This is a genomic window from Streptomyces sp. NPDC002520, from assembly GCF_053595235.1.
On the sequence record NZ_JBSFXG010000002.1, the window covers coordinates 611,794 to 632,422 of the forward strand.

The 20,629-nt window shown below is 71.5% G+C and carries 20 protein-coding genes; 4 read left to right on the forward strand and 16 right to left on the reverse strand.

Features of this window, described 5'->3' with window-relative positions; translation table 11 throughout:
- Positions 1 to 11: 11 nt before the first annotated feature.
- From ACWD5D_RS05910 to ACWD5D_RS05940, 7 genes are all read right to left on the reverse strand, one after another.
- Positions 12 to 662 (reverse strand): response regulator transcription factor, encoded by a 651-nt coding sequence (locus ACWD5D_RS05910; RefSeq protein WP_451371540.1) that lies wholly within the window; start codon positions 660 to 662, stop codon positions 12 to 14.
- Positions 647 to 1,918 carry a sensor histidine kinase gene (locus tag ACWD5D_RS05915; protein ID WP_451371541.1) on the reverse strand — a complete coding sequence of 424 codons (1,272 nt, stop codon included), beginning with the start codon at positions 1,916 to 1,918 and terminating at the stop codon, positions 647 to 649. The genes ACWD5D_RS05910 and ACWD5D_RS05915 overlap by 16 nt, the downstream gene beginning before the upstream one ends.
- 51 nt (positions 1,919 to 1,969) lie before the next feature.
- Complete coding sequence (locus ACWD5D_RS05920; protein ID WP_451371542.1) at positions 1,970 to 2,989, reverse strand: SDR family oxidoreductase; 1,020 nt, start codon at positions 2,987 to 2,989, stop codon at positions 1,970 to 1,972.
- A 60-nt stretch (positions 2,990 to 3,049) separates the two neighbouring features.
- Positions 3,050 to 3,646: a winged helix-turn-helix domain-containing protein gene (locus tag ACWD5D_RS05925; protein WP_451371543.1), complete on the reverse strand. Its 597-nt coding sequence runs from the start codon at positions 3,644 to 3,646 to the stop codon at positions 3,050 to 3,052.
- A 349-nt stretch (positions 3,647 to 3,995) separates the two neighbouring features.
- Positions 3,996 to 5,027, reverse strand: a complete 1,032-nt coding sequence (glnII, locus tag ACWD5D_RS05930) for a glutamine synthetase (RefSeq protein WP_451371544.1) — start codon at positions 5,025 to 5,027, stop codon at positions 3,996 to 3,998.
- Between the two features lie 432 nt (positions 5,028 to 5,459).
- Positions 5,460 to 6,182, reverse strand: a complete 723-nt coding sequence (locus ACWD5D_RS05935; protein ID WP_451371545.1) for a hypothetical protein — start codon at positions 6,180 to 6,182, stop codon at positions 5,460 to 5,462.
- Between the two features lie 141 nt (positions 6,183 to 6,323).
- A complete protein-coding gene (locus tag ACWD5D_RS05940) occupies positions 6,324 to 6,692 on the reverse strand; it encodes an arsenate reductase family protein (protein ID WP_451371546.1) in 369 nt (122 codons plus the stop codon).
- 233 nt (positions 6,693 to 6,925) lie between these two features.
- Between ACWD5D_RS05940 and ACWD5D_RS05945 the strand changes: the two genes are divergently transcribed.
- Positions 6,926 to 7,240, forward strand: a complete 315-nt coding sequence (locus ACWD5D_RS05945; RefSeq protein ID WP_451371547.1) for a hypothetical protein — start codon at positions 6,926 to 6,928, stop codon at positions 7,238 to 7,240.
- Positions 7,241 to 7,428: 188 nt separating this feature from the next.
- Here the strand turns inward: ACWD5D_RS05945 and ACWD5D_RS05950 are convergent, their stop codons facing one another.
- From ACWD5D_RS05950 to ACWD5D_RS05985, 8 genes are all read right to left on the reverse strand, one after another.
- Positions 7,429 to 8,613, reverse strand: a complete 1,185-nt coding sequence (locus ACWD5D_RS05950) for a winged helix DNA-binding domain-containing protein (protein ID WP_451371548.1) — start codon at positions 8,611 to 8,613, stop codon at positions 7,429 to 7,431.
- Positions 8,606 to 9,064, reverse strand: a complete 459-nt coding sequence (locus ACWD5D_RS05955) for a hypothetical protein (RefSeq protein WP_451371549.1) — start codon at positions 9,062 to 9,064, stop codon at positions 8,606 to 8,608. The genes ACWD5D_RS05950 and ACWD5D_RS05955 overlap by 8 nt, the downstream gene beginning before the upstream one ends.
- 167 nt (positions 9,065 to 9,231) lie before the next feature.
- On the reverse strand, positions 9,232 to 10,107 hold the full coding sequence (locus ACWD5D_RS05960) for an aldo/keto reductase (protein ID WP_451371550.1): 876 nt from the start codon (positions 10,105 to 10,107) through the stop codon (positions 9,232 to 9,234).
- Positions 10,108 to 10,211: 104 nt separating this feature from the next.
- Positions 10,212 to 11,846, reverse strand: a complete 1,635-nt coding sequence (locus tag ACWD5D_RS05965) for a nuclear transport factor 2 family protein (protein ID WP_451371551.1) — start codon at positions 11,844 to 11,846, stop codon at positions 10,212 to 10,214.
- 693 nt (positions 11,847 to 12,539) lie between these two features.
- Entirely contained in the window at positions 12,540 to 13,148 is a 609-nt protein-coding gene (pspAB, locus tag ACWD5D_RS05970; protein ID WP_451371552.1) for a PspA-associated protein PspAB, read from the reverse strand.
- A gap of 4 nt (positions 13,149 to 13,152) precedes the next feature.
- Entirely contained in the window at positions 13,153 to 14,073 is a 921-nt protein-coding gene (gene htpX, locus ACWD5D_RS05975) for a zinc metalloprotease HtpX (protein ID WP_451371553.1), read from the reverse strand.
- Positions 14,074 to 14,191: 118 nt separating this feature from the next.
- Positions 14,192 to 15,583: a hypothetical protein gene (locus ACWD5D_RS05980; RefSeq protein ID WP_451371554.1), complete on the reverse strand. Its 1,392-nt coding sequence runs from the start codon at positions 15,581 to 15,583 to the stop codon at positions 14,192 to 14,194.
- A 42-nt stretch (positions 15,584 to 15,625) separates the two neighbouring features.
- Positions 15,626 to 15,883, reverse strand: coding sequence for an SCO2583/SCO2584 N-terminal domain-containing protein (locus ACWD5D_RS05985; protein ID WP_451371555.1), 258 nt, complete (start codon positions 15,881 to 15,883; stop codon positions 15,626 to 15,628).
- Between the two features lie 250 nt (positions 15,884 to 16,133).
- Between ACWD5D_RS05985 and ACWD5D_RS05990 the strand changes: the two genes are divergently transcribed.
- Positions 16,134 to 17,756, forward strand: coding sequence for an IS200/IS605 family accessory protein TnpB-related protein (locus tag ACWD5D_RS05990; protein WP_451371556.1), 1,623 nt, complete (start codon positions 16,134 to 16,136; stop codon positions 17,754 to 17,756).
- 209 nt (positions 17,757 to 17,965) lie between these two features.
- On the forward strand, positions 17,966 to 18,271 hold the full coding sequence (locus ACWD5D_RS05995) for a hypothetical protein (protein WP_451371557.1): 306 nt from the start codon (positions 17,966 to 17,968) through the stop codon (positions 18,269 to 18,271).
- A gap of 122 nt (positions 18,272 to 18,393) precedes the next feature.
- On the opposite strand, the gene glnA is transcribed toward ACWD5D_RS05995, so the two are convergent.
- Positions 18,394 to 19,803, reverse strand: coding sequence for a type I glutamate--ammonia ligase (gene glnA, locus ACWD5D_RS06000; protein ID WP_451371558.1), 1,410 nt, complete (start codon positions 19,801 to 19,803; stop codon positions 18,394 to 18,396).
- 210 nt (positions 19,804 to 20,013) lie between these two features.
- Between glnA and ACWD5D_RS06005 the strand changes: the two genes are divergently transcribed.
- Positions 20,014 to 20,481 (forward strand): RDD family protein, encoded by a 468-nt coding sequence (locus ACWD5D_RS06005; RefSeq protein ID WP_451371559.1) that lies wholly within the window; start codon positions 20,014 to 20,016, stop codon positions 20,479 to 20,481.
- The last annotated feature ends 148 nt before the right edge of the window (positions 20,482 to 20,629 follow it).

Genomic DNA, 20,629 nt, shown 5'->3' on the forward strand with positions numbered 1-20,629 from the left:
GTGCGGATCGCTCATCGGTCGCGGTCGAGGTAGGCCAGCACCGCCAGCACGCGGCGATTGTCGTCGTCCGACACCTCCAGGCCCAGTTTGCCGAAGATGTTGGAGGTGTGCTTGGCGATGGCCCGTTCCGTCACCACCAGGTGCCCGGCGATCGCCGCGTTCGACCGGCCCTGCGCCATCAGCTCCAGCACCTCCAGCTCACGCGGGGTGAGGTTGCCGAGCGGCCGGTCGGCCGCCCTGCGGGACAGCAGCTGCTGGATGACCCGCGGGTCCATCGCCGTACCTCCCGCCGCGACCCGGCGCACGGCGTCCACGAACTGCTCGGCGTCGAACACCCGGTCCTTGAGCAGATAGCCGACCCCGCCGCTGCCGTCGGCCAGCAGCTCGCGCGCGTACAGCTGCTCGACGTGCTGGGACAGGACCAGCACCGGCAGCCCGGGGCGGTCCCGGCGGGCCCGGAGGGCGCACTGCAGGCCCTCGTCGGTGTGCGTGGGCGGCAGACGTACGTCGACCACGGCGACGTCGGGCTCCGACTCGGCCAGAGCGCGGGCCAGTTCGGGGCCGGACTCGACGGCCGCCGCGATCTCGAAGTCGTAGGCCTCCAGCATCCGCACCAGCCCGTCGCGCAGCAGGAAGAGGTCTTCGGCTAGGACAACGCGCACGGGATCTCCATGGTCACCAGCGTGGGACCGCCCGCGGGGCTGCTGACGGCCAGGACGCCGTCGAATGTACCCAGTCGCCGCTCGATCCCGGCGAGTCCCGAGCCCGCGCCGACCGTGGCGCCGCCCCGGCCGTTGTCGGTGACCGTGATCCGCAGCATGCCGTCGGCGTGGTGCAGGTCCGCCCGGACCCGGTCGGCGCCGGAGTGCTTGACGGCGTTGGTGAGCACCTCGCCGACCGCGAAGTAGGCGGCCGACTCGACCGGTGCGTCGGCGCGGCCGGGCAGGTCGACGGACACCTCCGTGGGCAGCGGCAGCCGCAGCGCCAACGCCCGTACGGCGTCGCCGAGTCCGCGCTCCGCCAGCACCGGCGGATGGATGCCCCGGACCAGGTCGCGCAGTTCCTCCAGGGCCTCCACGGAGTTCCGGCGGGCCTGCGAGAGCAGCTTCTTCGCCTGCGCCGGGTCCTTGTCGAGCAGCATCTCGACCGTGCCGAGGTCCATGCCCATCGCGACCAGCCGGGCCTGGGCCCCGTCGTGCAGGTCGCGTTCGATACGGCGCAGTTCGGCGGCGGAGGTGTCCACGGCGTCCTGCCGGGTCTCGGTCAACACCCGGACCCGCTCGACGAGTTCGCCCTGGCCGGTGGTGAGGACGGCGCGGGTGAGGTTGAAGTGGACCTTCAGCAGGCGCGGGGTGTAGCGGTAGGCGGCGACCAGCAGGACCGTGGCGGTGGCGGCGGCGCCGAGCGCGGTGGGCCCGTTGTCGACCGGCACGAAGCCGTACCAGTAGGTCTGGCCGTCGGCGAGCACCCGCCACAGCCCGGCCGCCACCGCGAACCCCTCGAAGGGGTAGAAGAGGAGGAGGGCCGGGAGCAGGGCCGTGAGGAAGCCGGCCGTCATGTCGACCGGCAGCCACAGCACGTCCCGCCGGACCTGCGGGTCGCGCAGCAGGGTGAAGGTGCGCGTCCAGGGGTTGGCGCCGGCGGGGACGGGCCGGTAGGCCGACGGGATCCGCACCCCGCACCATTCCGCCGCGAGTTCCCGGCGCTTGTCCGCGAGGGCGCGCACCCCGGTCAGGATCGCCGGCGTCGTGACGAGGCCGACGCCGATCGGGATGAGCGCGACGGAGACGAGGGTCAGGGCGAGGAACAGCACCGAGAGGGGCAGCACGGACACCGCCAGCGTGAGTCCCTGTACGGCGGCCAGTACCACCTCTCGGGCCCGCGCCCGGACCCCGCCGTTCTTCGTTTCGGTGTTCATGCCGTAAGTCTCGCCCACCCGGCGACCCCGGTCACTGGGCGAAGGCCCACGTCAGGGGGTGTTCCTAGGTACACCCCCGGTGGCCGCCAGCAGCTTCGCCTCCGTCTCCGGGTCCAGGCCGACCGGCGGGCGGTCCGGGCGCTGTGGCGCGGTGCCGCCGATCGACCGGAGCCAGGTCCAGGTGTCGGCCACGGTCTCGGTCACCGGGCGGCAGCGCAGGCCCGCCGCCAGTGCCCGCGAGACGTCCGCGCCGTGCAGGGCGTCGTGCATGTCGGTCCCCGGCGGCACCCACACGGGCAACTGGGTCCAGGGCTCTACGCCCGCGGCGAGCACCACGTCCGGGTCGGTCCAGCGCAGCTCGGCGTCCGCGCCGGTCGCGCTCACGCACGCGTCGAGCAACTCGCCCATCGTGGCGTGCCCCGACGGGCTGATCAGGGTGTACGGCCCGCTCAGCCCGGCCCCGGCCGCGTCCAGGATCCACTCGGCGAGATCGCGGACGTCGACGTACTGCAGGGGCAGGTCCCGCGGGCCGGGCGCCATCACCGGTCCGCCCCGGGCGATCCGGGACAGCCACCAGGGCAGCCGGCCGACGTTCTCGTACGGCCCGAGGATCAGCCCCGCCCGCACGAGCAGCGAGCGGTCCGCGCCGAAGGCCTCCAGCGCGGCCAGCTCGCCGCCCAGCTTGTCCTGCGGGTACTCGGTCTGCTCCGCGCCGGCCTCGGCACCCTCGACCAGAGCGGCGTCCTCGGTGTACCCGGCGGGCGGGGCCCACGCGTACACCGAGCAGCTCGACACGTACACGTACCGCTCGGCGCGGTCCCGCAGCAGCCGCGCCGCGTCCCGCACCGCACGCGGCGCCCGCGACCACGTGTCGACGACGACGTCCCACTCGCCCTCGGCCAGGGCGGCGAGCCCGTCGGGCGCGGTGCGGTCGCCGCGCAACGCCCTCGCCCCCGGCGGGGGTTCGTGCCGGCCCCGGTTGAGGACGGTGACGTCCCAGCCCCGGGCGAGCGCCGCCTCGACGACGGCCCGTCCCGCGAACTCCGTACCACCCAGCACAAGAAGTCTCATGGGGGTGACTGTGCCCGCCGGGGCCGCCGAAGGGAACGGTGTTCTGCTGTCGGCAGACGATCAACGCCCGGTCCGCGGGGTGTACTTGTAGCCGACCCGGCGCACGGTCCGGATCGTCTGGCGGTGCTGCGCGCCCAACTTGCGGCGCAGCCGGGCGATGTGGACGTCGACGGTGCGGCCGTCGCCGACGTGGCCGTATCCCCACACCGTGGTGACCAGCTGGTCGCGGGTGTGCACCCGGTGCGGATGTGCCACCAGGTGCGCGAGCAGTTCGAACTCCAGGTAGGTGAGGTCGAGTTCGCGGCCGTCGACGCTGGCGGTGCGCTGTACGGGGTCGATGCGGACCAGGGTCTCGGTGCCGGTGCCCTCCGCGCCGCGCGGCTGGTCCGGGACGGCGACCGGCAGGAACGGTGACTGCTGGTCGGCCGGGACCAGCACCAGGTAGCCGACCATCGGCGGCCGGCCGGGCAGAGCGGGCAGGGTGTGCTGCGGGGCGGGCAGCCAGGTGGCGCCCGGCGGCAGGAAGTCCGCGACGTCGGGCACCGTCTCGTCCCGGTCGACGGCGCGCAGCCGGTGCCGGGCGGGAGCGGTGCGAGCGGGAACGGTGGAGGCGGGGGCCGTGACGGTGGTGGAGGAGAAGGATCGAGTGGTCGCCATGAGGGGTCAGCTCTTTTCGCGCGAGGGGTTCGTCGGAGGACGTACGTCGGTGCGCGCTGGCCGAAGGCCGGGGATTACGGCTTCACAGGGCCCGCGCGGTCGTCGCGCGGCAACACACCCGGTCGAAGTCGTGGTGCTGACGGGAGGGCCAGAAGGGCTCGAGGTCATGGCGACCCGTCGCTGCGTACTTCCGGAAGCTGGCCATGTCCCCATTCAAGCAGACGCGACGGCGGGGCAGGAGCCTCCATCCACTGCTCGGACACTCCCGCGTTCCACTGCTCGGACACCCCCGTGACATGCCGAAGGGGCGCCCACCGTCACGGTGAACGCCCCGACCGGGATGGGGGGATCAGACCTGGCCGGCCTTCTCCAGGGCGGTGCAGCAGGTGTCCACCATGAGGCGGGTCACCAGGTACGGGTCGACGTTGGCGTTCGGGCGGCGGTCCTCGATGTAGCCCTTGCCGTCGCGCTCGACCTGCCACGGGATGCGCACGGAGGCGCCGCGGTCGGAGACGCCGTAGGAGTACTCGTCCCACGGGGCGGTCTCGTGCAGGCCGGTCAGGCGCTCGTCGATGCCGGCGCCGTAGTTCTTGACGTGGTCGAGCGGCTTGGAGCCCTCACCGAGGGACTCGCAGGCGGTGATGATCGCCTCGTAGCCCTCGCGCATCGCCTTGGTCGAGAAGTTGGTGTGCGCGCCCGCGCCGTTCCAGTCGCCCTTGACCGGCTTGGGGTCGAGGGTCGCGGAGACGCCGAAGTCCTCGGCGGTGCGGTAGAGCAGCCAGCGGGCCACCCACAGCTGGTCGGAGACCTCGAGCGGGGCGAGCGGGCCGACCTGGAACTCCCACTGGCCCGGCATGACCTCGGCGTTGATGCCGGAGATGCCCAGACCGGCCTTCAGGCAGTTGTCCAGGTGGGCCTCGACGACGTCGCGGCCGAAGATCTCGTCGGCGCCGACGCCGCAGTAGTAGCCGCCCTGCGGGGCCGGGAAGCCGTTCTCGGGGAAGCCCAGCGGACGGGTGCCTTCGAAGAAGGTGTACTCCTGCTCGATGCCGAAGATCGGCTCCTGCGCGGCGAACCGCTCGGAGACCTCGGCCAGCGCGGCACGCGTGTTGGACCGGTGCGGGGTCATGTCCGTGCCCAGGACCTCGCAGAGCACGAGGATGTCGTCGCCGCCGCGGATCGGGTCCGGGCAGGTGAAGACCGGCTTGAGCACGAGGTCCGAGGCGTGGCCCTCGGCCTGGTTGGTGGAGGACCCGTCGAAGCCCCAGAGCGGAAGCGCGTCGAGACCGGCCGGTGCACCCGTGATGATCTTCGTCTTGGAGCGAAGCTTGGCCGTCGGCTGGGTTCCGTCGATCCAGATGTACTCGGCCTTGAAGGTCACGGGGGCCACTTCCTTAGGGGTGGGTCGGGCGCACTCGGTGCGGGTGCCGCGGGCTCGGTGCGCCGCGTCGATCTGCCCGTCACATTGGCAACAGGCGATTTCCCGTCCGTTGCTCTTATGTGAACCCCGTGTTACCTGGGGCTTCTGTGGCGCGTCTCACGTGGCGGGCTCCCGGCGCCCGGAGCACCGGGAATCCGCGCGGCGGCGGCCTCGCGCACGCCCTCCGGAAAGTCCCGGATCGTAGACCGCTGCCGCTCGTCGTCACCGCGCGGCAGCTCCACCGAGCGCTCGATCAGCGGACCGAGGACGCTCGAGTGGGGGACCCCCACCCCTCACCGTGGTGGAGGGTGGGGGCCTGCGCGTTGCTGCCGCAGACGGCACCGGACGGTCTAGTGCGCCGGCTCACCGACTTCCTGGCCGGCGGCTGAGCCCTCAACCCACCTTTTCGATCACCGCGCGGCGGATGAGGAACTTGCCGGGCTCCCTGACCTGTTCGAAGGCCGCGTTGTTGAGCAGGACGCAGCTGCCGGAGACGGAGGTGACCTTCACCGTCGTGGACTTGTTGTTGTCCAGGTTGGTGACCTTCAGCGTCGTACCCGCCGGGAACTGGTTGCTGGACGCGGCCGGGGCGCCGCCCTCGCCGGAGAGCGTGACGGTGGAGCCCTTGCAGACCTGCTGACCGGAGGCCGCGGCCCCGCCGCCGTTGTTCCCCGCACCGCCGGCCTGCGCACCCTGCTGGGCGCCGCCCGCCTGCTGGCCGCCCCGGGCGTTGCCCTGCCCGTTGCCGTTGCCGTTGCCCTGCCCGCCGCCCTGCGCCGCCTGGGAGCCCTGAGCCGACTCCCCAACGGTGCATCCGGCAGCCTTCTGCTGGACCTCGATCTGCTTGACGACCGCCTCGCGGTTGGCGATCCGGGCCGCCGACTGCGCGTCCGGGTGCGCCTTCTGGTCCGCGATGAACCTGTCGTTGTTGCCGTGGGCCGTGGCCAGCCCTTGGCAGACGGTCGAGTTCGCCGCGGACAGCGTCCTCGCGTTCTGCGCGGGCTGTGCGGCATTCGAGGTGGAAGCCAGCGCGAAGGCCCCACCGCCCGCCACCGCCGCGGCGCTGACGAACACCGCGAGCTTCTTCTTCGTGCTGAGAGTTCTCCTGCGCGACATGCGCGCCTCCTGAAGAGGTAGGGGAGCGTACGCCGCTAAGTACGAGATGCCGAACGCGGTTACTCAGCAGTCACAGGAGTCGTCGAAGTTACCTGCGTCACAGTGGAGTTGAGCCGCGTTCGGCATTCGCTCGGCTCTCGCTCAGTCCTTCTTCCGGGAGAGCGCCTCCTGTACGGCCTCATCGGTACGGGCCACCAGAGCGGTGCCGTCGTCGGCCGTGATGATCGGCCGCTGGATGAGCTTGGGGTGCTCGGCGAGGGCCGTGATCCACCGGTCCCGCGCGCTCGCGTCCCGCGCCCACTCCTTGAGCCCCAGCTCCTTGGCGGCCGCCTCCTGGGTCCGGGTGATGTCCCACGGCTCCAGCCCGAGCCGGTCGAGTACGGCCCTGATCTCGTCCTCGCTCGGCACGTCCTCCAGGTAGCGGCGGACGGTGTAGTCGGCGCCCTCGGCGTCGAGGAGCGTCAGGGCGCTGCGGCACTTGGAGCAGGCCGGATTGATCCAGATTTCCATGGCGCCCACGGTATCGGGTGATGATCCGGAGATCAGCTCTGTTCGAATTCGCCGCAGCCTCAGGTGCCCCTCCCGGAGCTGGTGTGACACGGCGACAATTTCCCTGCTCACCTGGGAATTTGATGGACCGTGCGGCCTCCCGGGATGTCAGTGCCGGGCAGTAGACTGTAAGCAGTGTTCGAGGGAGTCGCCGGGATTCCGGCGGGTGCCCTGACCGCGACAGGAGGATGCCTGTGCCCGCTGCCGCTCTGAAGACCAAGCCGTTGCCGACCCAGTCCACCGCCAAGCGTTCCGTCGTGCTCGACTCGCCCTACACGCCGCTGGCGAAGCGTCCGCTGCCGGCCGGGCGGCCGCGCGACTGGTACGTCACGCACAACCGGCGTCTGAAGGCGATGCGCCTCGCCATAGCCCTGCTCGACTCCGGGGTCTACCTGCCGAACCAGGCCCACAACGAGACGATCCGCAGCACGGCGGAGCGGATCGGTGTGCACCCGCCGTCCGACACGACGTGCCACATGGTGCGGGCGCTGATGCGCTACTCGCGGTGAGCCGTGGCGCCGGGCGCCCCGCGTCGGTGCGGGGCGCCAGGCGCCGCGTTGTCGCGTTGTCGCGGCACGTGCCAGGCCCCGTTGCCGCCGTGGGGGGCCGGCGCCGCGTCGCCCTGTGGTTCGACGTCCGTGGTTCGGCGTCGCGCAGTTCGGCGTTCCACGGCTCGACGTCCCACGGTTCGGCGTCGCTACGCGGACAACGTCCGCTCCAGCGGCGTCCGGAACCGTGGAGTGACTCTCGTCGCCCCCGCCCATGCCCGCAGCCGCTCGGCCTCCGCCGCGACGGCCGCCTCGGCCTCCCGGCGGACGCCCGCCTCCGGGATGTGCCAGACGATCTCTCCGTCCGCGCGCTGGGCCCAGCCTCCGATCACCTCGCCGTTCCACCAGACCGTCGGGCCCACGTTGCCGCTGCGGTCGTAGAGGTGGGGGCGCAGGTCGGGGGAGAGGTACCAGTCACGCTGCTGCCAGGCCATGGTGGTCGGGTCGATGACGGGGAGGAGGGCGGCCCAGGGGGCGGCGGGCGGTGCCACCGGAGCCGTGTCCTCGGCGGTGACGTAGGCCGTGCCCTCGTCGAGGGAGACCTCGCGTGCGCCGATCGCGGACAGGGCGCGGCGGACGTCCGTGACGCGCCAGCCCGTCCACCACTTCAGGTCCGCCTCCGTGGCCGGACCGCAGGCGCGCAGCCAGTGCCGCAGCAGGTCCGCCTGCGCCCGGGAGGGGTCCAGTTCGGGGTGTTCGGGCGCAGGGGCCCAGCGGAACTGGCTGGACGTCCACGAGCCCAGGGGACGGCCGCGGACCACCTTGCCCTCGACGCCGAGGACGCGCAGGAGGCGGGAGGAGACCGTGTGGACACCCTCGTAGCTCTTGCCGGCCGCGTACACGAACTGCTCGCGCAGCCGCGGCTCGTCCTCCGTCAGCTCCGTCGCCGTCGCCTGGCCGCGCCGGGCCAGCGCGGCCAGCGTGGACTCCTCGACCTCCGCCAGCCAGGCCGCGTCGGGGGCGCCGGCCTTGGCCATGTCCTTGACGAGGGAGGCGCGCTCGCGGGCGGCCACCATGAGGCCCGTCGAGGCGTGGACGACGGCGGTCAGCTCCGCCGGGAACACGAACACGGTGTGGCGCATGCCGTGCATACGGACGAGCGTGCGGTCCTCGTACAGCGCCCGCTCGGTCTCCGGCACCGCCTTGGTGGCGTCGGCGAGCCGCGCGGCCACCGCCAGGTACACCGTCGCCGGGTCCGAGCCGTGCAGGGCCACCAGGGACGCGGCGACCTCCTCGGGGGTCGCCGCCCGCTCGCCGGGCGCCAGGCGGTGCCGCAGGGCCAGCCGGGCCCGGCGCTCCGCCGTGTCGATGTACCGCGGCCGTCCGTCACCCATGCCGACCTCCCCGTCGTCCGTACACTCCGCGCTGTCCGCCATGGTCGCGCACGCCACTGACAACCGGCGCGGCCAGCCACGACGGACCCGCGGATGACGCACCGGATGTCCGGCGGAGCGCCTGGGCTCCCGGCCCGCCCAGCAGCGCGCTCGTCAGCCGCCGGCGGTCCTCCGCGTGGTCGCGGAACCACAGGCCCAACCCGTGGTCGGCGTCCGGGAGTTCGAGGCGCATGTAGTCGGCGCCGGTCGACAGGGCGTCCTGCACGGCCTCGGTGACCTCCGGCGGGATGACCGTGTCCGTGCCTGGCACCACCAGCACCGCGCGGCCCTCGTACGACCGCAGGGTGTCCAGGGCGGGCGCCTTCCGCCAGCTGCCGGGGGTTCGGATGATCTCGCTGAAGCGGCCCGTGCCGTCACCGAAGGGCACGTCCCAGGCCTCCGACGCGTACACGGGCCGGTGCGCACAGGGCCACGGCGGCTACCCGGCGGCCCGGCCCCACGGCCGCCGCTGCGGCCCGCTGCGAGGCGTGCGCAGCGGGATCGTCCCGCTTCGAAACGGGTACGGGCCGGTGTGTCCTGCGCCGCCCGTACCCTGCTCGGAAGTTCCGCCGCGCCGGGTCAGACGGCCGCGGTCAGGGCCTGGAACTCCGCGTCCGTGAGCGTGATCGCCGCCGCCCGCATGTTCTCCTCCAGGTGGGCGACGCTCGACGTGCCGGGGATCGGGAGCATGACGGGTGACCGGTGCAGCAGCCAGGCGAGGGCGAGCTGGGCCGGGGCGGCGCCGTGCGCCTTGGCGGCCTCGTCCAGCGGGCCGCCGGGGCGGGCGAGTGCGCCGGTGGCCATCGGGAACCACGGGATGAAGGCGATGTTCTCGGCCTCGGCGTACTCGAGCACCGGCTCGGCGCTGCGGGCAGCCAGGTTGTAGAGGTTCTGCACCGAAACGATCGCGGCGACCTCGCGGGCTTCCTTGACCTGCTCCACCGTCACCTCGGAGAGCCCGATGTGGCGGATCTTGCCTTCCTTCTGGAGCAGGGCGAGCTCGCCCACCTGGTCTGCCAGCGGCACCTGCGGGTCGATCCGGTGGAGCTGGTAGAGGTCGATGCGCTCCACGCCCAGGTGGCGCAGGCTCAGCTCGGTCTGCTGGCGCAGGTACTCCGGCCGTCCGACGGGGCGCCACTCGTTCGGGGCGGGGCGCACCAGACCGCCCTTGGTCGCGATGACCAGGCCGTCCGGATAGGGGTGAAGCGCTTTGCGGATCAACGGCTCGCTGACGCCGGGGCCGTAGGAGTCCGCGGTGTCGATGAAGTTCACGCCGAGCTCGACGGCCCGGCGCAGTACCCGGACGGCCTCCTCGGGATCGGCGGGGTCACCCCAGACGCCGGGGCCGGTGAGCTGCATCGCGCCGAAGCCCAGGCGGCGGACGGGCAGTTCGTCGGCGATCCGGAATTCTCCGGCGGCCGCAGCGGGGTGGTGGGGCGCGTTCCCAGTGGTCATGAGTTCCTCGTCGGAAATGAGTGTGAACGGGGTGACTGGTGGTCGAACCGGGGTGTGATCGAAGCGGGGTGCGGTCGAAGCGGGGTTGTGCGGGGGCTTCGTGGTTACGCCACGGCCGGCGCGCCGAGTTCCGGCCAGAGTTCGCGGGCGACCGCGTCGGGGTCCCAGTGCGCGACAGCCTGGGCGATGTGGCCGGTCCGGGAGAAGACGAACTCCTCCCTCCCGGAGAACTCGATCTTGCGGCCGTTGTAGACGACCGCGCGGATCGTCCACTCGGCGAGCGTGGTGTGGCCCTCGAAGGTCACGGAATCGATGGCCGGACGCATCTCCGCGAAGGTGCTGAACATGGAGTCGATGAAGATGCGCAGCCGCGCCCTCCCGATGAAGGGCCGGGTCCCGCGAAGGTCGTACAGCCTGCCGCCGTCCTCCTCGAACAGCGCGGTCCAGCCCTCGGGGTCGCGCTCCTCCAGGAAGCGGAAGTAGTCCCCGACGCGCTCCTTCATCAGCTCCACCGGGCAGGCGTAGGGCTCCTCGCCCAGGTCGGGGAGCGGGTCCCAGCCGATCGCCCGTTCGTTGGCGAGCACCAGGCTGCCGGCCAACGGCGCGTACCGGAGGTTGGTGTACTTGACGTAGTCGTAGTGCGCGTCGTTGAACTCGGCGACGACCGGCTGGGCGGCACGCTCGGCCATCTTCCTGACCTCGAAGCCGAGCGAGCCCGTGGTGTGCGTGCCCAGGACGTCCAGCACCAGCAGGTAGTGCTGGAAGAGGAAGCTCTGGTAGCTCTTCGCGAGGGCCTTCGTCGCGCGCAGGTACTCGTGCATGGACAGGTCCCCGCCGGTGCGCGACAGCAGCTGCAGCAGGCTGATGCCCCGCTCCTCGAGCGCCTGGAAGAGCAGTTGAGCGGCACCGCGGATTCTCGTCATGAGCACGCGCACCGCCATCGACTGGGCGCCGCTGCCGTCGCGCAGCCGGACCCGCAGCGGGTGGTAGTCGGCCAGGTCCATCAGGGCCAGGATCTGCCCGGCCGCGCTCGCCCGGCCCACGGCCCTCACGGCGAGGCGAAGCATCCGGGCCCCGCGCGCCCAGTCGCCCGCGGCGGCCGAGGACGTGGCGGACTCCAGGCAGTGGATGGCGATGTGCAGCCAGCACTCGGTGATCTGGTGGGCGGTGGCGAAGAGGTGGTCCTCGGGGCCCTTGGGGTCGTCACTGCGCAGTGCGTGTACCGCCGCCGGTGCGACGACCGAGGCGTAGTCGAGCACGGGCCCGTCCTGGGCGGGCAGCGCGAGGGAGATGCCGAGGTCCCGGCATGCCGCCTCGATGGTCTGTTCCAGCCCGGTCCGAAATCCGGCCTTGCGGTGGGCCTCGACGAAGCTCAGGGCGGCGGCCCGCGCCTGGTCGGTGCCGATCCGGCGCAGCACCCTGCCCCAGAGGGGGGAAGGGGAGCCGGCTGGGGCGGACACGCGTGCGGCGGCGGGCGGCGGCGTGTCCAGGGTGGTCAGTAACTCGCCCAGGACCTGCAGATTGCCGGTGAGCAGCTCCGTGAACTGCTCGATCCGCAGGTGTGGGAAGGCAGCCGGGCGGTCGTCGCCCAGGGCGTCCTCGATGAGACGCAGGCACAGCTCGGCGCTGTGGTAGCCGGCCACCACGGCTGAGCTTCCCGCCCAGCCGGGCATGGTGTTCCAGCCTTCGGTCAGCTGTCTGAGACGTATGTACAGGTCATAGGGGACGGGCTCAGGCACGGTGCGCATACTTGTCGACTCCGGGGTCTGCGGGTCATGAGTAGACGGTGAGCCGGAGTCTGGTGGGGTTTGCCAGGTGTGGCCTTCGAGTGAGGCCCTGGCCAGGCACGTCCGGCGGGCGGTGGCGCTGAGGAACTGTTCGACGGCGTTCGGTGGGTCAAAGGCCCCGAAGAAGAGGCCCCGGAAAGAAGGGGGAGCGGACCGGGTGGCCGGCGCCACGCTGCCGGCGTGGACGACCGTGCCGTCGGCCGGTCCGAGGCGGGCGGCTCAGCCGGATCCGCCGCTCCAGCGTTGGTCGGTGCCCCCGGTGCGCGGCCGGCGGACGGCGGCGGTGCCCATGATGTGCCGAATACACAGGTGACTGCTGTCTGAGACCGGCTCGATCGCGTTCACTCGGTGACCTCCGAATGGGGCAACAGCTGATGTCGGCGGTGCGGCGCCAACCTATGGGGGAGTCACCCTCGCGAATGTCCCGGCAGCGCACCGTTTGTTTCCCGTCCATGTACTGGACACCGGCCGTTTGCGGCGAAGACTCCTGGAGTTCGCCGAGATCCCTACGAGCGAGGCGACCTTCCGTGAGGCCGTGATCCGGGGAGCGAACGTCCTGCCACCGGGCAGGGAAGGTGACTGTCGCCGAGAACGGCGACGAGGAGGCAAAGCCCGGCGAGGCCCTGGCGGGTCGGCGTCACCCGCTCACGAGTCCATTCCGGGTGCGCCCCAGAGGGGGAACCATCGGGCCAGATCTTCCTCGATGCGCAGGTCGTTCTTCAGCAGGCCGGCGATCTGCAGCTCCAGCGGATTGTCACGTTTCTGCTGGCCGGAGCGTGTACAGAGCGGATAGAAGGTGCCGCGCTTGTACAGGTAGACGAGCGCCAGCTTCCGGCCCTCGCCCTCGCGTCCGCCTTCGCCCTCCTTCGCGAACGTGGCGAGCGAGCACAGCAGCTGCGGGCCGAAGCCGTTGACCTCCATCGAGCTGTTCACCGCGTGCAGATCGTTGACCAGCTGAGGCAGCTGCTCGGGGGTCCGCCGGGAGACCAGCCAGGAGTAGCCGTACTCGTCCTGGCGCAGTTCCACCGGTGGACCCGTACGGTCCGTGTCCGCGTCGAGCAGGGCCTGGACCTCCCGGTGCGTCTGCTCGAAGGCCGCGCCCTCGACCGTCGCAAAGCACACCGCGCCGATGCCGGTCGGTTTGTACCCGACCGCCGCCTCGAGCGTCACCGCCGCCGACGGCAGCGCGAACAGCCGGTCGAGATCCGGCGCCACCGGCTTCGTACGCCCCAGCAGGATGTCCAGCAGGCCCAAGGTTTCACCCCGCCTTTCCGGGAGCGGCAGCCTCGCCCAGCTCCGCGGAGATCCGCCCCAGCTGGTCGAGCCGCTGCTCCAGGGTCGGGTGGGTGGAGAAGAAGCGCTCGATGCCGGGCTCCTTGCCTGTGGCCGGCGTGAAGTAGAAGGCGTTGAAGGCCTGGGCCGTGCGCAGGTCCTTCGTCGGGATCCGGGCGATGTCCCCGGAGACCTTGGTGAGCGCCGACGCCAGCGCGGAGGGGCGGCCGGTCAGGTGCGCGGCGGCCCGGTCGGCGGCCAGCTCGCGATACCGGGACAGGGCCCGGATCAGCAGGAAGCTGATCGCGTACACGGCCGCGGAGACACCCAGTACGGCGGCGAAGACGGCGGCGGTGTTCTGGTCCCGGCGGCCCCCGCCGAAGACCTGCGAATAGAACGCGAACCGCACGATCAGCCCCGCGATCACACCGAGGAACGACGCGACGGTGATCACCGCGACGTCCTTGTGCGCCACGTGCGACAGCTCGTGCGCGAGCACGCCCTCCAGCTCGGCGGGCTCCAGCCGCCGCAGCAGCCCCGTGGTCACACAGACCACGGCGTGGTCGGGATTGCGGCCCGTCGCGAACGCGTTCGGCATCTCCATGTCGGACACGGCGACCACCGGCTTCGGCATGTCGGCGATCGCGCACAGCCGGTCGACGACCGCGTGCAGCTCGGGATACTCCTCCCGGTCCACGACGCGCCCGTGCATGGCGAACATCGCGATCCGGTCCGAGAACCAGAACTGCGCCACGAACATCGCCCCGACCAGGACCACGACCAGCAGCCAGGACTTCAGCAACACGATCAACGCGGCCACGAAGGCCACGTACAGCAGCCCGAGCAGAAACAGCGTGACCGTCATCCGTACAGTCAGCTTGCGATCGCTCCGGAAGCGGCTCTGCATCTTGCACCACCCCGCACTCAGGCACTCGTCCCGCTGTCCAGTGTGCACCTCCCGACCCCCATGAACAGGCCCCCACCGCCCCTAGTCCCAGCAAAGCCTTTCCACTGGTTCCAGCGGCTCACGGCAACAGGGCCCGGGCCTGGTCCATCAGCTCCGCGATCTCCGGGTCCGGCCACCCCACGCGCGCCCACCGCAACTCCAGGCGCACGGCCCACTCGCCCCGCGCCCGCAGCCGTTCGTCCGGATCCCCGAGCACCGCGACCGCTGCCCGCACGCCCGCCTTCCCGCCCCGGGCCCTGAGCAGCCGGTACGCAGACACCCGCACCCACAGCGGCCGCCGGGCCGCCAGCCGCTCCGTCAGCCACGCCTCGGGCAGCAGTCCGGCCGACGGCAGCAGGGAGCGCGTGGCCTCGCCGACCACCCCGGGCGCCGGATCGTCCAGCAGCTGCCGCATGCGCGCCACGTCCGTCACGTCCAGCGTGCGCAGCCCGGCCACCGCCTTCGCCCGCACCCCCGGCACGACGTGGTCCAGCAGTGGCCACAGCAGCACGGCATCCGCCCGCGTCCCGCACTCCGCCAGCCCGATGACGGCACCCGGTGCGGGCCCCGGCCCAGCCGGATCGGCGCACTGCTCCCGGTACCAGGTCAGAGGATCGTTCCCGTGCTGCCGTACGACATACCGCGCACAGGCCCGCACCAGCGCCGACCGGTCCGCGAGGAACCCCACCGCCTGTCCGGGCCGCCCGAGCCGCCGCAGTGCGGTCACTCCGGCCGACCGGGCCCGGGGGTTGTGGGCGCCGAGCAGCGGACCCAGTACGTCGTCCGCGTTCCCGTCGTCCACGGCGGCGAAGGCCGCATCCGCGCACCGCGTCTGCACGACGACGTCGTCGTCCCCGGCGGCGGCGCGGGCCAGCTCGGCGGGGGAGAGGAGCCCGTCCTCGACGGCGAGCCCGTAGGCGAAGCGGCGTACGGGGCGGTCGGGGGAGGCGAACAGCGGGGCCAGGCGGGCGGCGGGCGCCCGGCGCAGTACCCCGGCGACCAGCGCGAGCACATGGTCGCCGCGCCGGCGGTCGGCGAGGCGCCGGACCAGGGGCGCCAGCCGCACGGCCGTCTCCACGTCCAGGGCCTCGGCGAACAGCTCCCTGGCCAGGTCACGCACCGGCTCGGCCCAGTCGGTGCAGCGCACGGCGACCAGGGGCAGCAGGGCCGGACGCCCGGCGGCCCGCCGCAACGCCTTGTGCCGGATCCGGCCGTCCCGGTGACACAGGGCGAGCGCCAGCTGGCCCTCGGTCAGCGGGCCGTCGCCGCCCAGCACCGCGGTCAGCGAGCGGCCGCCGTCCATCAGTTCCCGTACCGGGACGTCATCCGCCGGGACGTACCACCATGCCGACCGCGCGCCCTCGTCCAGCGCCGTCCAGGCGGCCGGGTCGCCGGCGTCCAGGACGTCGCCCAGTGCGGCGCCCGCCACGAGCCGCCGAGCGGCTACGACCCCCTGCCGGCCCTCATCCATCACTCGTCTCTCCTGACGCGCGCGCGTCGTCTCCTATGGCCCCTAGTACGGCGAGCGCATCTGCGCCCATCCCAGCAGGACTATCACCACGGCCACGCAGCCGAGGACCACGGCTGTGGAGACCCAGGAGGAGCGGCGTGGCGGGACGGGGTCGGGGTCGGCGCGGAAGGGGGCCGGGTCAGGGGGGTTCTCCTTCCAGCGGGCGGCGAGCATGCGGGCCCGTGCGGAGGGTTCCTTGTGCTCGGCGGAACTCGCCCACCGTTGATCGAACTCCCGCTCCCAGTCGTCCTGTTCGGACATCCCCGTGCAACCTCTCTCGTCGGAAGGGCCAGGGGGGCATGATCCCCCGGGAGTAGGAAGCCTGGGAAGGGTTGTGAGCCGCTGCCGCGGGACAGCGCACGAGTGTGTTCTGGCATGCATGGGTGAGTGTCCGGGCTGCGACGGGGGTGCAGGGAACGGGAGTTCCCTGATCGAATGGGTGACCTTTTCTGGTGGTGGTCGTTGGGTTTGGTGGCGGGGGTTCTGCGGGGTTGGGGGGAGGGTGTTGGTGGTGGGTGGGGTGCGGGAGGTGGCGGCGCCGTTCGTGGTGCCCGGTCCGTCCGGGGTGGCGGTCCGTGACCGGCTCAAGCAGCTGACCGCCGACGACGAGCAGGTACTGCGTCTGGTGGGTGACCATCTCGGCTCGCTCGCCTCCCGTGATCTGAGGGCACGGTGTGCGGCCGGGCCGGACCACGACAGCGATGCGTGGGCGGAGCGCAAGCGGGTTTTGACCGGGTTGTCGTCGTCGCGGTGGGCGGGGTCGATCACGAAGGCCACCCACGACCAGTGGGGACTGGCCCGGCGCGCCCAGCTCGCGCACCTGCAGGGCCTGGAGGCGGGAGTGCGCACCATCGCGCACCGGCTGTCCCTCCCCCTCGGGGAGAAGGGCAGTAAAAAGTCGCCGGGCGGCTACCGAAGCAAGCGGGAGTGGCATGCCAAGTCCCGCCGCCTGCACGTCATCGAGGACCGCCTCCAGGCCGTGCGGGCCGACTGGCAGGCCGGTGTGGTGCACGTGGTGCGAGGCGGCAAGCGTCTGCTGGCCACCCGCCACCACCTCGATACGGCCCTGCTCACCGAGGCCGGGTGGCGGACCCGGTGGGAGGCCGGGCGCCGGTTCCTCCAGGCGGACGGGGAGTCCGGAAAGCGGTACGGCAACGAGACCATCCGCGTCACCCCCGACGGTGAGGTCAGCCTCAAACTCCCCGCACCGCTGGCGCACCTGGCGAACGCCCCGCACGGCCGGTACGTCCTCACCGCGAAGGTGGCGTTCGCGCACCGGGGCGAGCAGTGGCGCGACCGCGTGGCCGCGAACCGGGCCGTCGCGTACCGCATCCACGAAGACACCGTGCGCGGGCGCTGGTATCTCACCGCTTCCTGGACCATCCCCCCGGCCGCCGTCGTACCCCTTTCGGCCGCCCGCGCGAACGGGATGGTCGGTGTCGACACCAACGCCGACCACCTGGCCGCCTGGCGCCTCGACAAGCACGGCAACCCGGTCGGCGAACCAATGCGCTTCGGCTACGACCTGTCGGGCAGTGCCAGCCACCGCGACGCCCAGGTCCGCCATGCCCTCACCCGCCTGCTGCACTTCGCAAGGCGCCACCGACTCGCGATCGCGGTTGAGGACCTCGACTTCACTGCAGAGAAGACGCGGGAGAGGCACGGGCTGCGCAAGGCGTTCCGCAGGCTGATCTCCGGCCTGCCCACCTCCAGTCTGCGTGCTCGGCTGGTCAGTATGGCGGCCGAACTCGGTATCCCCCTCGTCGCCGTCGACCCCGCCTACACGTCCCGATGGGGCGCCCAGCACTGGCAGAAACCCCTCACTCACAAGACCAGGAAACCCAGCCGACACGATGCCGCGAGTATCGCGATCGGCAGGCGCGCTCTGGGGCACCCGATCCGGCGTCGGACGGCACCGCCCCGCGACGACCGGAGTGATCGTCGCGGGCATCGGACCGCCCAGGCCGCACCGGGCACCCCAGGGCGTGAGGAAACCCGCCCCCGTATCCCCGGACCACGGACACGATCCGTGTCACCGGACACGGAGCGAAAGCGGGCGACCAGGACATCCACAACCGTTCGGGATGCCCGCAGTGACCAGGCGTGGGTCCAAGACTCACTCCTGCTCACTTAATAGGAACGGTGAAAGGTTGCACGGCGCCGGGCTTCCCAGGGGGCTGATCCTGTCCAGGATGCTGATGGGGCGAGGGGCTACTAGCATCGAGTAGTGGGGCCATCACAATACGGCCACACCAACGACCGCACCGGACTTTTCAAGCCAGGTCGCGGCCATCCGGTTCGTGCGGTCGACGACCGCACGGGGGGCGGAAGGAAGGTACGTACATGAATGCACAGCGTGCCAGGCGTCTCGCGGCGATGTCCGCCGCCGGCGTCCTGCTGGCCGGCGGAGCCACCATCGCCACGGCCACCACGGCTTCGGCCGCCGCTCCCGCACAGATCACCACCAACCGTGGCTGCGGCGGGTGGGGCAATTGCTACGGCTACGGCTACGGCAACGGCTTCGGCAACGGCTTCCGCTTCAACAACGGCTTCAACTACGGATTCAACTACGGCTTCCCGTACAGCTACGGCTACGGCAACGGCTACGGGTACGGCAACGGCAGCACGGTCGTGGTCGTGGTGAGGTGATCGCCGGGAGGCGAGGACATGAGCCGAGAGCCGCGTGACACGACGTGGTGACATGACGCGGCAGAGGGCCGCCACCCGGAGCGTTTCCGGGTGGCGGCCCTCAGCGTCGGTCCGCGGGTCTGTCACACGTCGAAGTACAGCTCGAACTCGTGCGGGTGCGGACGCAGCTGCAGCGGCGCGATCTCCTGGGTGCGCTTGAGGTCGATCCACGTCTCGATCAGGTCCGGCGTGAACACGTCGCCCTGGAGGAGGAACTCGTGGTCGGCCTCGAGCGAGTCGAGGACGGCCGGCAGCGACGTCGGGACCTGGGCGACGTTCGCGTGCTCCTCGGGAGCCAGCTCGTACAGGTCCTTGTCGATCGGCTCGGCCGGCTCGATCTTGTTCTTGATGCCGTCCAGGCCCGCGAGGAGCAGGGCGGAGAAGGCCAGGTACGGGTTGCCCGAGGAGTCCGGGGCGCGGAACTCGACGCGCTTGGCCTTCGGGTTGGAGCCGGTGATCGGGATACGCATGGCCGCGGAGCGGTTGCGCTGCGAGTACACCAGGTTGATCGGCGCCTCGAAGCCCGGCACAAGCCGGTGGTACGAGTTCACCGTCGGGTTGGTGAAGGCCAGCAGCGACGGGGCGTGCTTGAGGATGCCGCCGATGTAGTAGCGGGCCATGTCCGACAGGCCCGCGTAACCGGCCTCGTCGTAGAACAGCGGGGCGCCGCCCGCCCACAGCGACTGGTGCACGTGCATGCCCGAGCCGTTGTCACCGAAGATCGGCTTCGGCATGAAGGTCGCGGTCTTGCCGTTGCGCCAGGCGACGTTCTTCACGATGTACTTGAAGAGCTGGAGGTCGTCGGCGGCGGCGAGCAGCGTGTTGAACTTGTAGTTGATCTCCGCCTGGCCGGCGGTGCCCACCTCGTGGTGCTGGCGCTCGACCTTCAGACCGGCCCGGTCCAGCTCCAGGGAGATCTCGGCGCGCAGGTCGGCGAAGTGGTCGACCGGCGGGACCGGGAAGTAGCCGCCCTTGTAGCGGACCTTGTAGCCACGGTTGTTCTCGACCGCACCGGTGTTCCAGGCGCCCGCCTCGGAGTCGATGTGGTAGAAGGACTCGTTCGCGCTGGTCGCGAAGCGGACGGAGTCGAAGACGTAGAACTCGGCCTCGGGACCGAAGAACGCCGTGTCGGCGATTCCGGTGGACGCGAGGTAGGCTTCGGCCTTCTTCGCCACGTTGCGCGGGTCACGGGAGTACTGCTCGCCCGTGATCGGGTCGTGGATGAAGAAGTTGACGTTGAGCGTCTTGTCGCGGCGGAACGGGTCCACCCGGGCCGTCGACAGGTCGGCGCGCAGGGCCATGTCGGACTCGTGGATGGCCTGGAAACCGCGGATCGACGATCCGTCGAAGGCCAGCTCCTCGTCCGGGTCGAACGCCTCGACGGGCACCGTGAAGTGCTGCATGACGCCCGGCAGGTCGCAGAAGCGGACGTCGACGAACTTGACCTCCTCGTCCGCGATGAACTTCTTGGCCTCGTCGGCGTTCTGGAACATCCAGCTCCTCCTACTCCCGACCGTCCTCGACGGGGTGGTAGATCGTTCGTGCGCCCAGTGCGGTGGCACACGGTGGTCTCGACCCTAGGGACGGGTGATTTCTCGGGCGTGACCCGTTTGTTTCGCAGAAGTTAACCAGCCACCCTTCAACGGTAGCCCCGGGACACCCCTGTGCGTCCGGTGCGAATCCGGGCGCAGTACCGTGGGCGGGTGGACAACAGGCAAGCAATCGGATCGTGGCTCTCCGGACCGCGGGCGGCCATGGAAGATGCCGGTGCCGACTTCGGGTACCGGGGTGAGCAGCTCGGACTGCCCGAGGAGGGCCCGAACTCGCTGGCCCGGCCCGGCCGCCGGCTCGGCGCGCTGGCCGTGGACTGGGCACTGTGCGTGCTGATCGCATACGGCCTGATCACGCACGGCAACAGCCCCGCCACCAGCAACTGGGCACTGCTCGTCTTCTTCGTGATGAGCGCCCTGACCGTCGGCACGATCGGCTTCACCCCGGGCAAGCGCCTCTTCGGCATCCGGGTGGTGGCCCTGCGGACCGGCACGGTCAACCCGCTGCGGGCCCTGCTGCGCACCTTCCTGCTCTGCCTGGCGCTCCCCGCCCTGATCTGGGACCGGGACGGCCGCGGCCTGCACGACCGGCTCGCGAAGACCGTCGAGGTCCGCGTGTAGCGCGCGCCGCGACCCGCTCCCCGCATACGACGGCATGCGACGGCATACGACGAGGGGGGCGCCCGGAACTGGCCGAGCTGGTCGGGGCTGGTGAGCAGTGCTGTGACGGCTTGATCGAGCAGGTTGACGGTCGTCTCGTAGCCGGCGC

What these genes read in the sequence shown, in the direction of transcription:
- htpX (WP_451371553.1), bottom strand. Translation starts at nt 14,073, where the DNA reads ATGCAGAGCCGCTTCCGGAGCGATCGCAAGCTGACTGTACGGATGACG.
- ACWD5D_RS05920 (WP_451371542.1), bottom strand. Translation starts at nt 2,989, where the DNA reads ATGAGACTTCTTGTGCTGGGTGGTACGGAGTTCGCGGGACGGGCCGTC.
- ACWD5D_RS05960 (WP_451371550.1), bottom strand. Translation starts at nt 10,107, where the DNA reads ATGACCACTGGGAACGCGCCCCACCACCCCGCTGCGGCCGCCGGAGAA.
- ACWD5D_RS05950 (WP_451371548.1), bottom strand. Translation starts at nt 8,613, where the DNA reads ATGGGTGACGGACGGCCGCGGTACATCGACACGGCGGAGCGCCGGGCC.
- ACWD5D_RS05925 (WP_451371543.1), bottom strand. Translation starts at nt 3,646, where the DNA reads ATGGCGACCACTCGATCCTTCTCCTCCACCACCGTCACGGCCCCCGCC.
- glnA (WP_451371558.1), bottom strand. Translation starts at nt 19,803, where the DNA reads ATGTTCCAGAACGCCGACGAGGCCAAGAAGTTCATCGCGGACGAGGAG.
- ACWD5D_RS05985 (WP_451371555.1), bottom strand. Translation starts at nt 15,883, where the DNA reads ATGTCCGAACAGGACGACTGGGAGCGGGAGTTCGATCAACGGTGGGCG.
- ACWD5D_RS05995 (WP_451371557.1), top strand. Translation starts at nt 17,966, where the DNA reads ATGAATGCACAGCGTGCCAGGCGTCTCGCGGCGATGTCCGCCGCCGGC.
- ACWD5D_RS05935 (WP_451371545.1), bottom strand. Translation starts at nt 6,182, where the DNA reads ATGTCGCGCAGGAGAACTCTCAGCACGAAGAAGAAGCTCGCGGTGTTC.
- ACWD5D_RS05940 (WP_451371546.1), bottom strand. Translation starts at nt 6,692, where the DNA reads ATGGAAATCTGGATCAATCCGGCCTGCTCCAAGTGCCGCAGCGCCCTG.
- ACWD5D_RS05915 (WP_451371541.1), bottom strand. Translation starts at nt 1,918, where the DNA reads ATGAACACCGAAACGAAGAACGGCGGGGTCCGGGCGCGGGCCCGAGAG.
- ACWD5D_RS05980 (WP_451371554.1), bottom strand. Translation starts at nt 15,583, where the DNA reads ATGGATGAGGGCCGGCAGGGGGTCGTAGCCGCTCGGCGGCTCGTGGCG.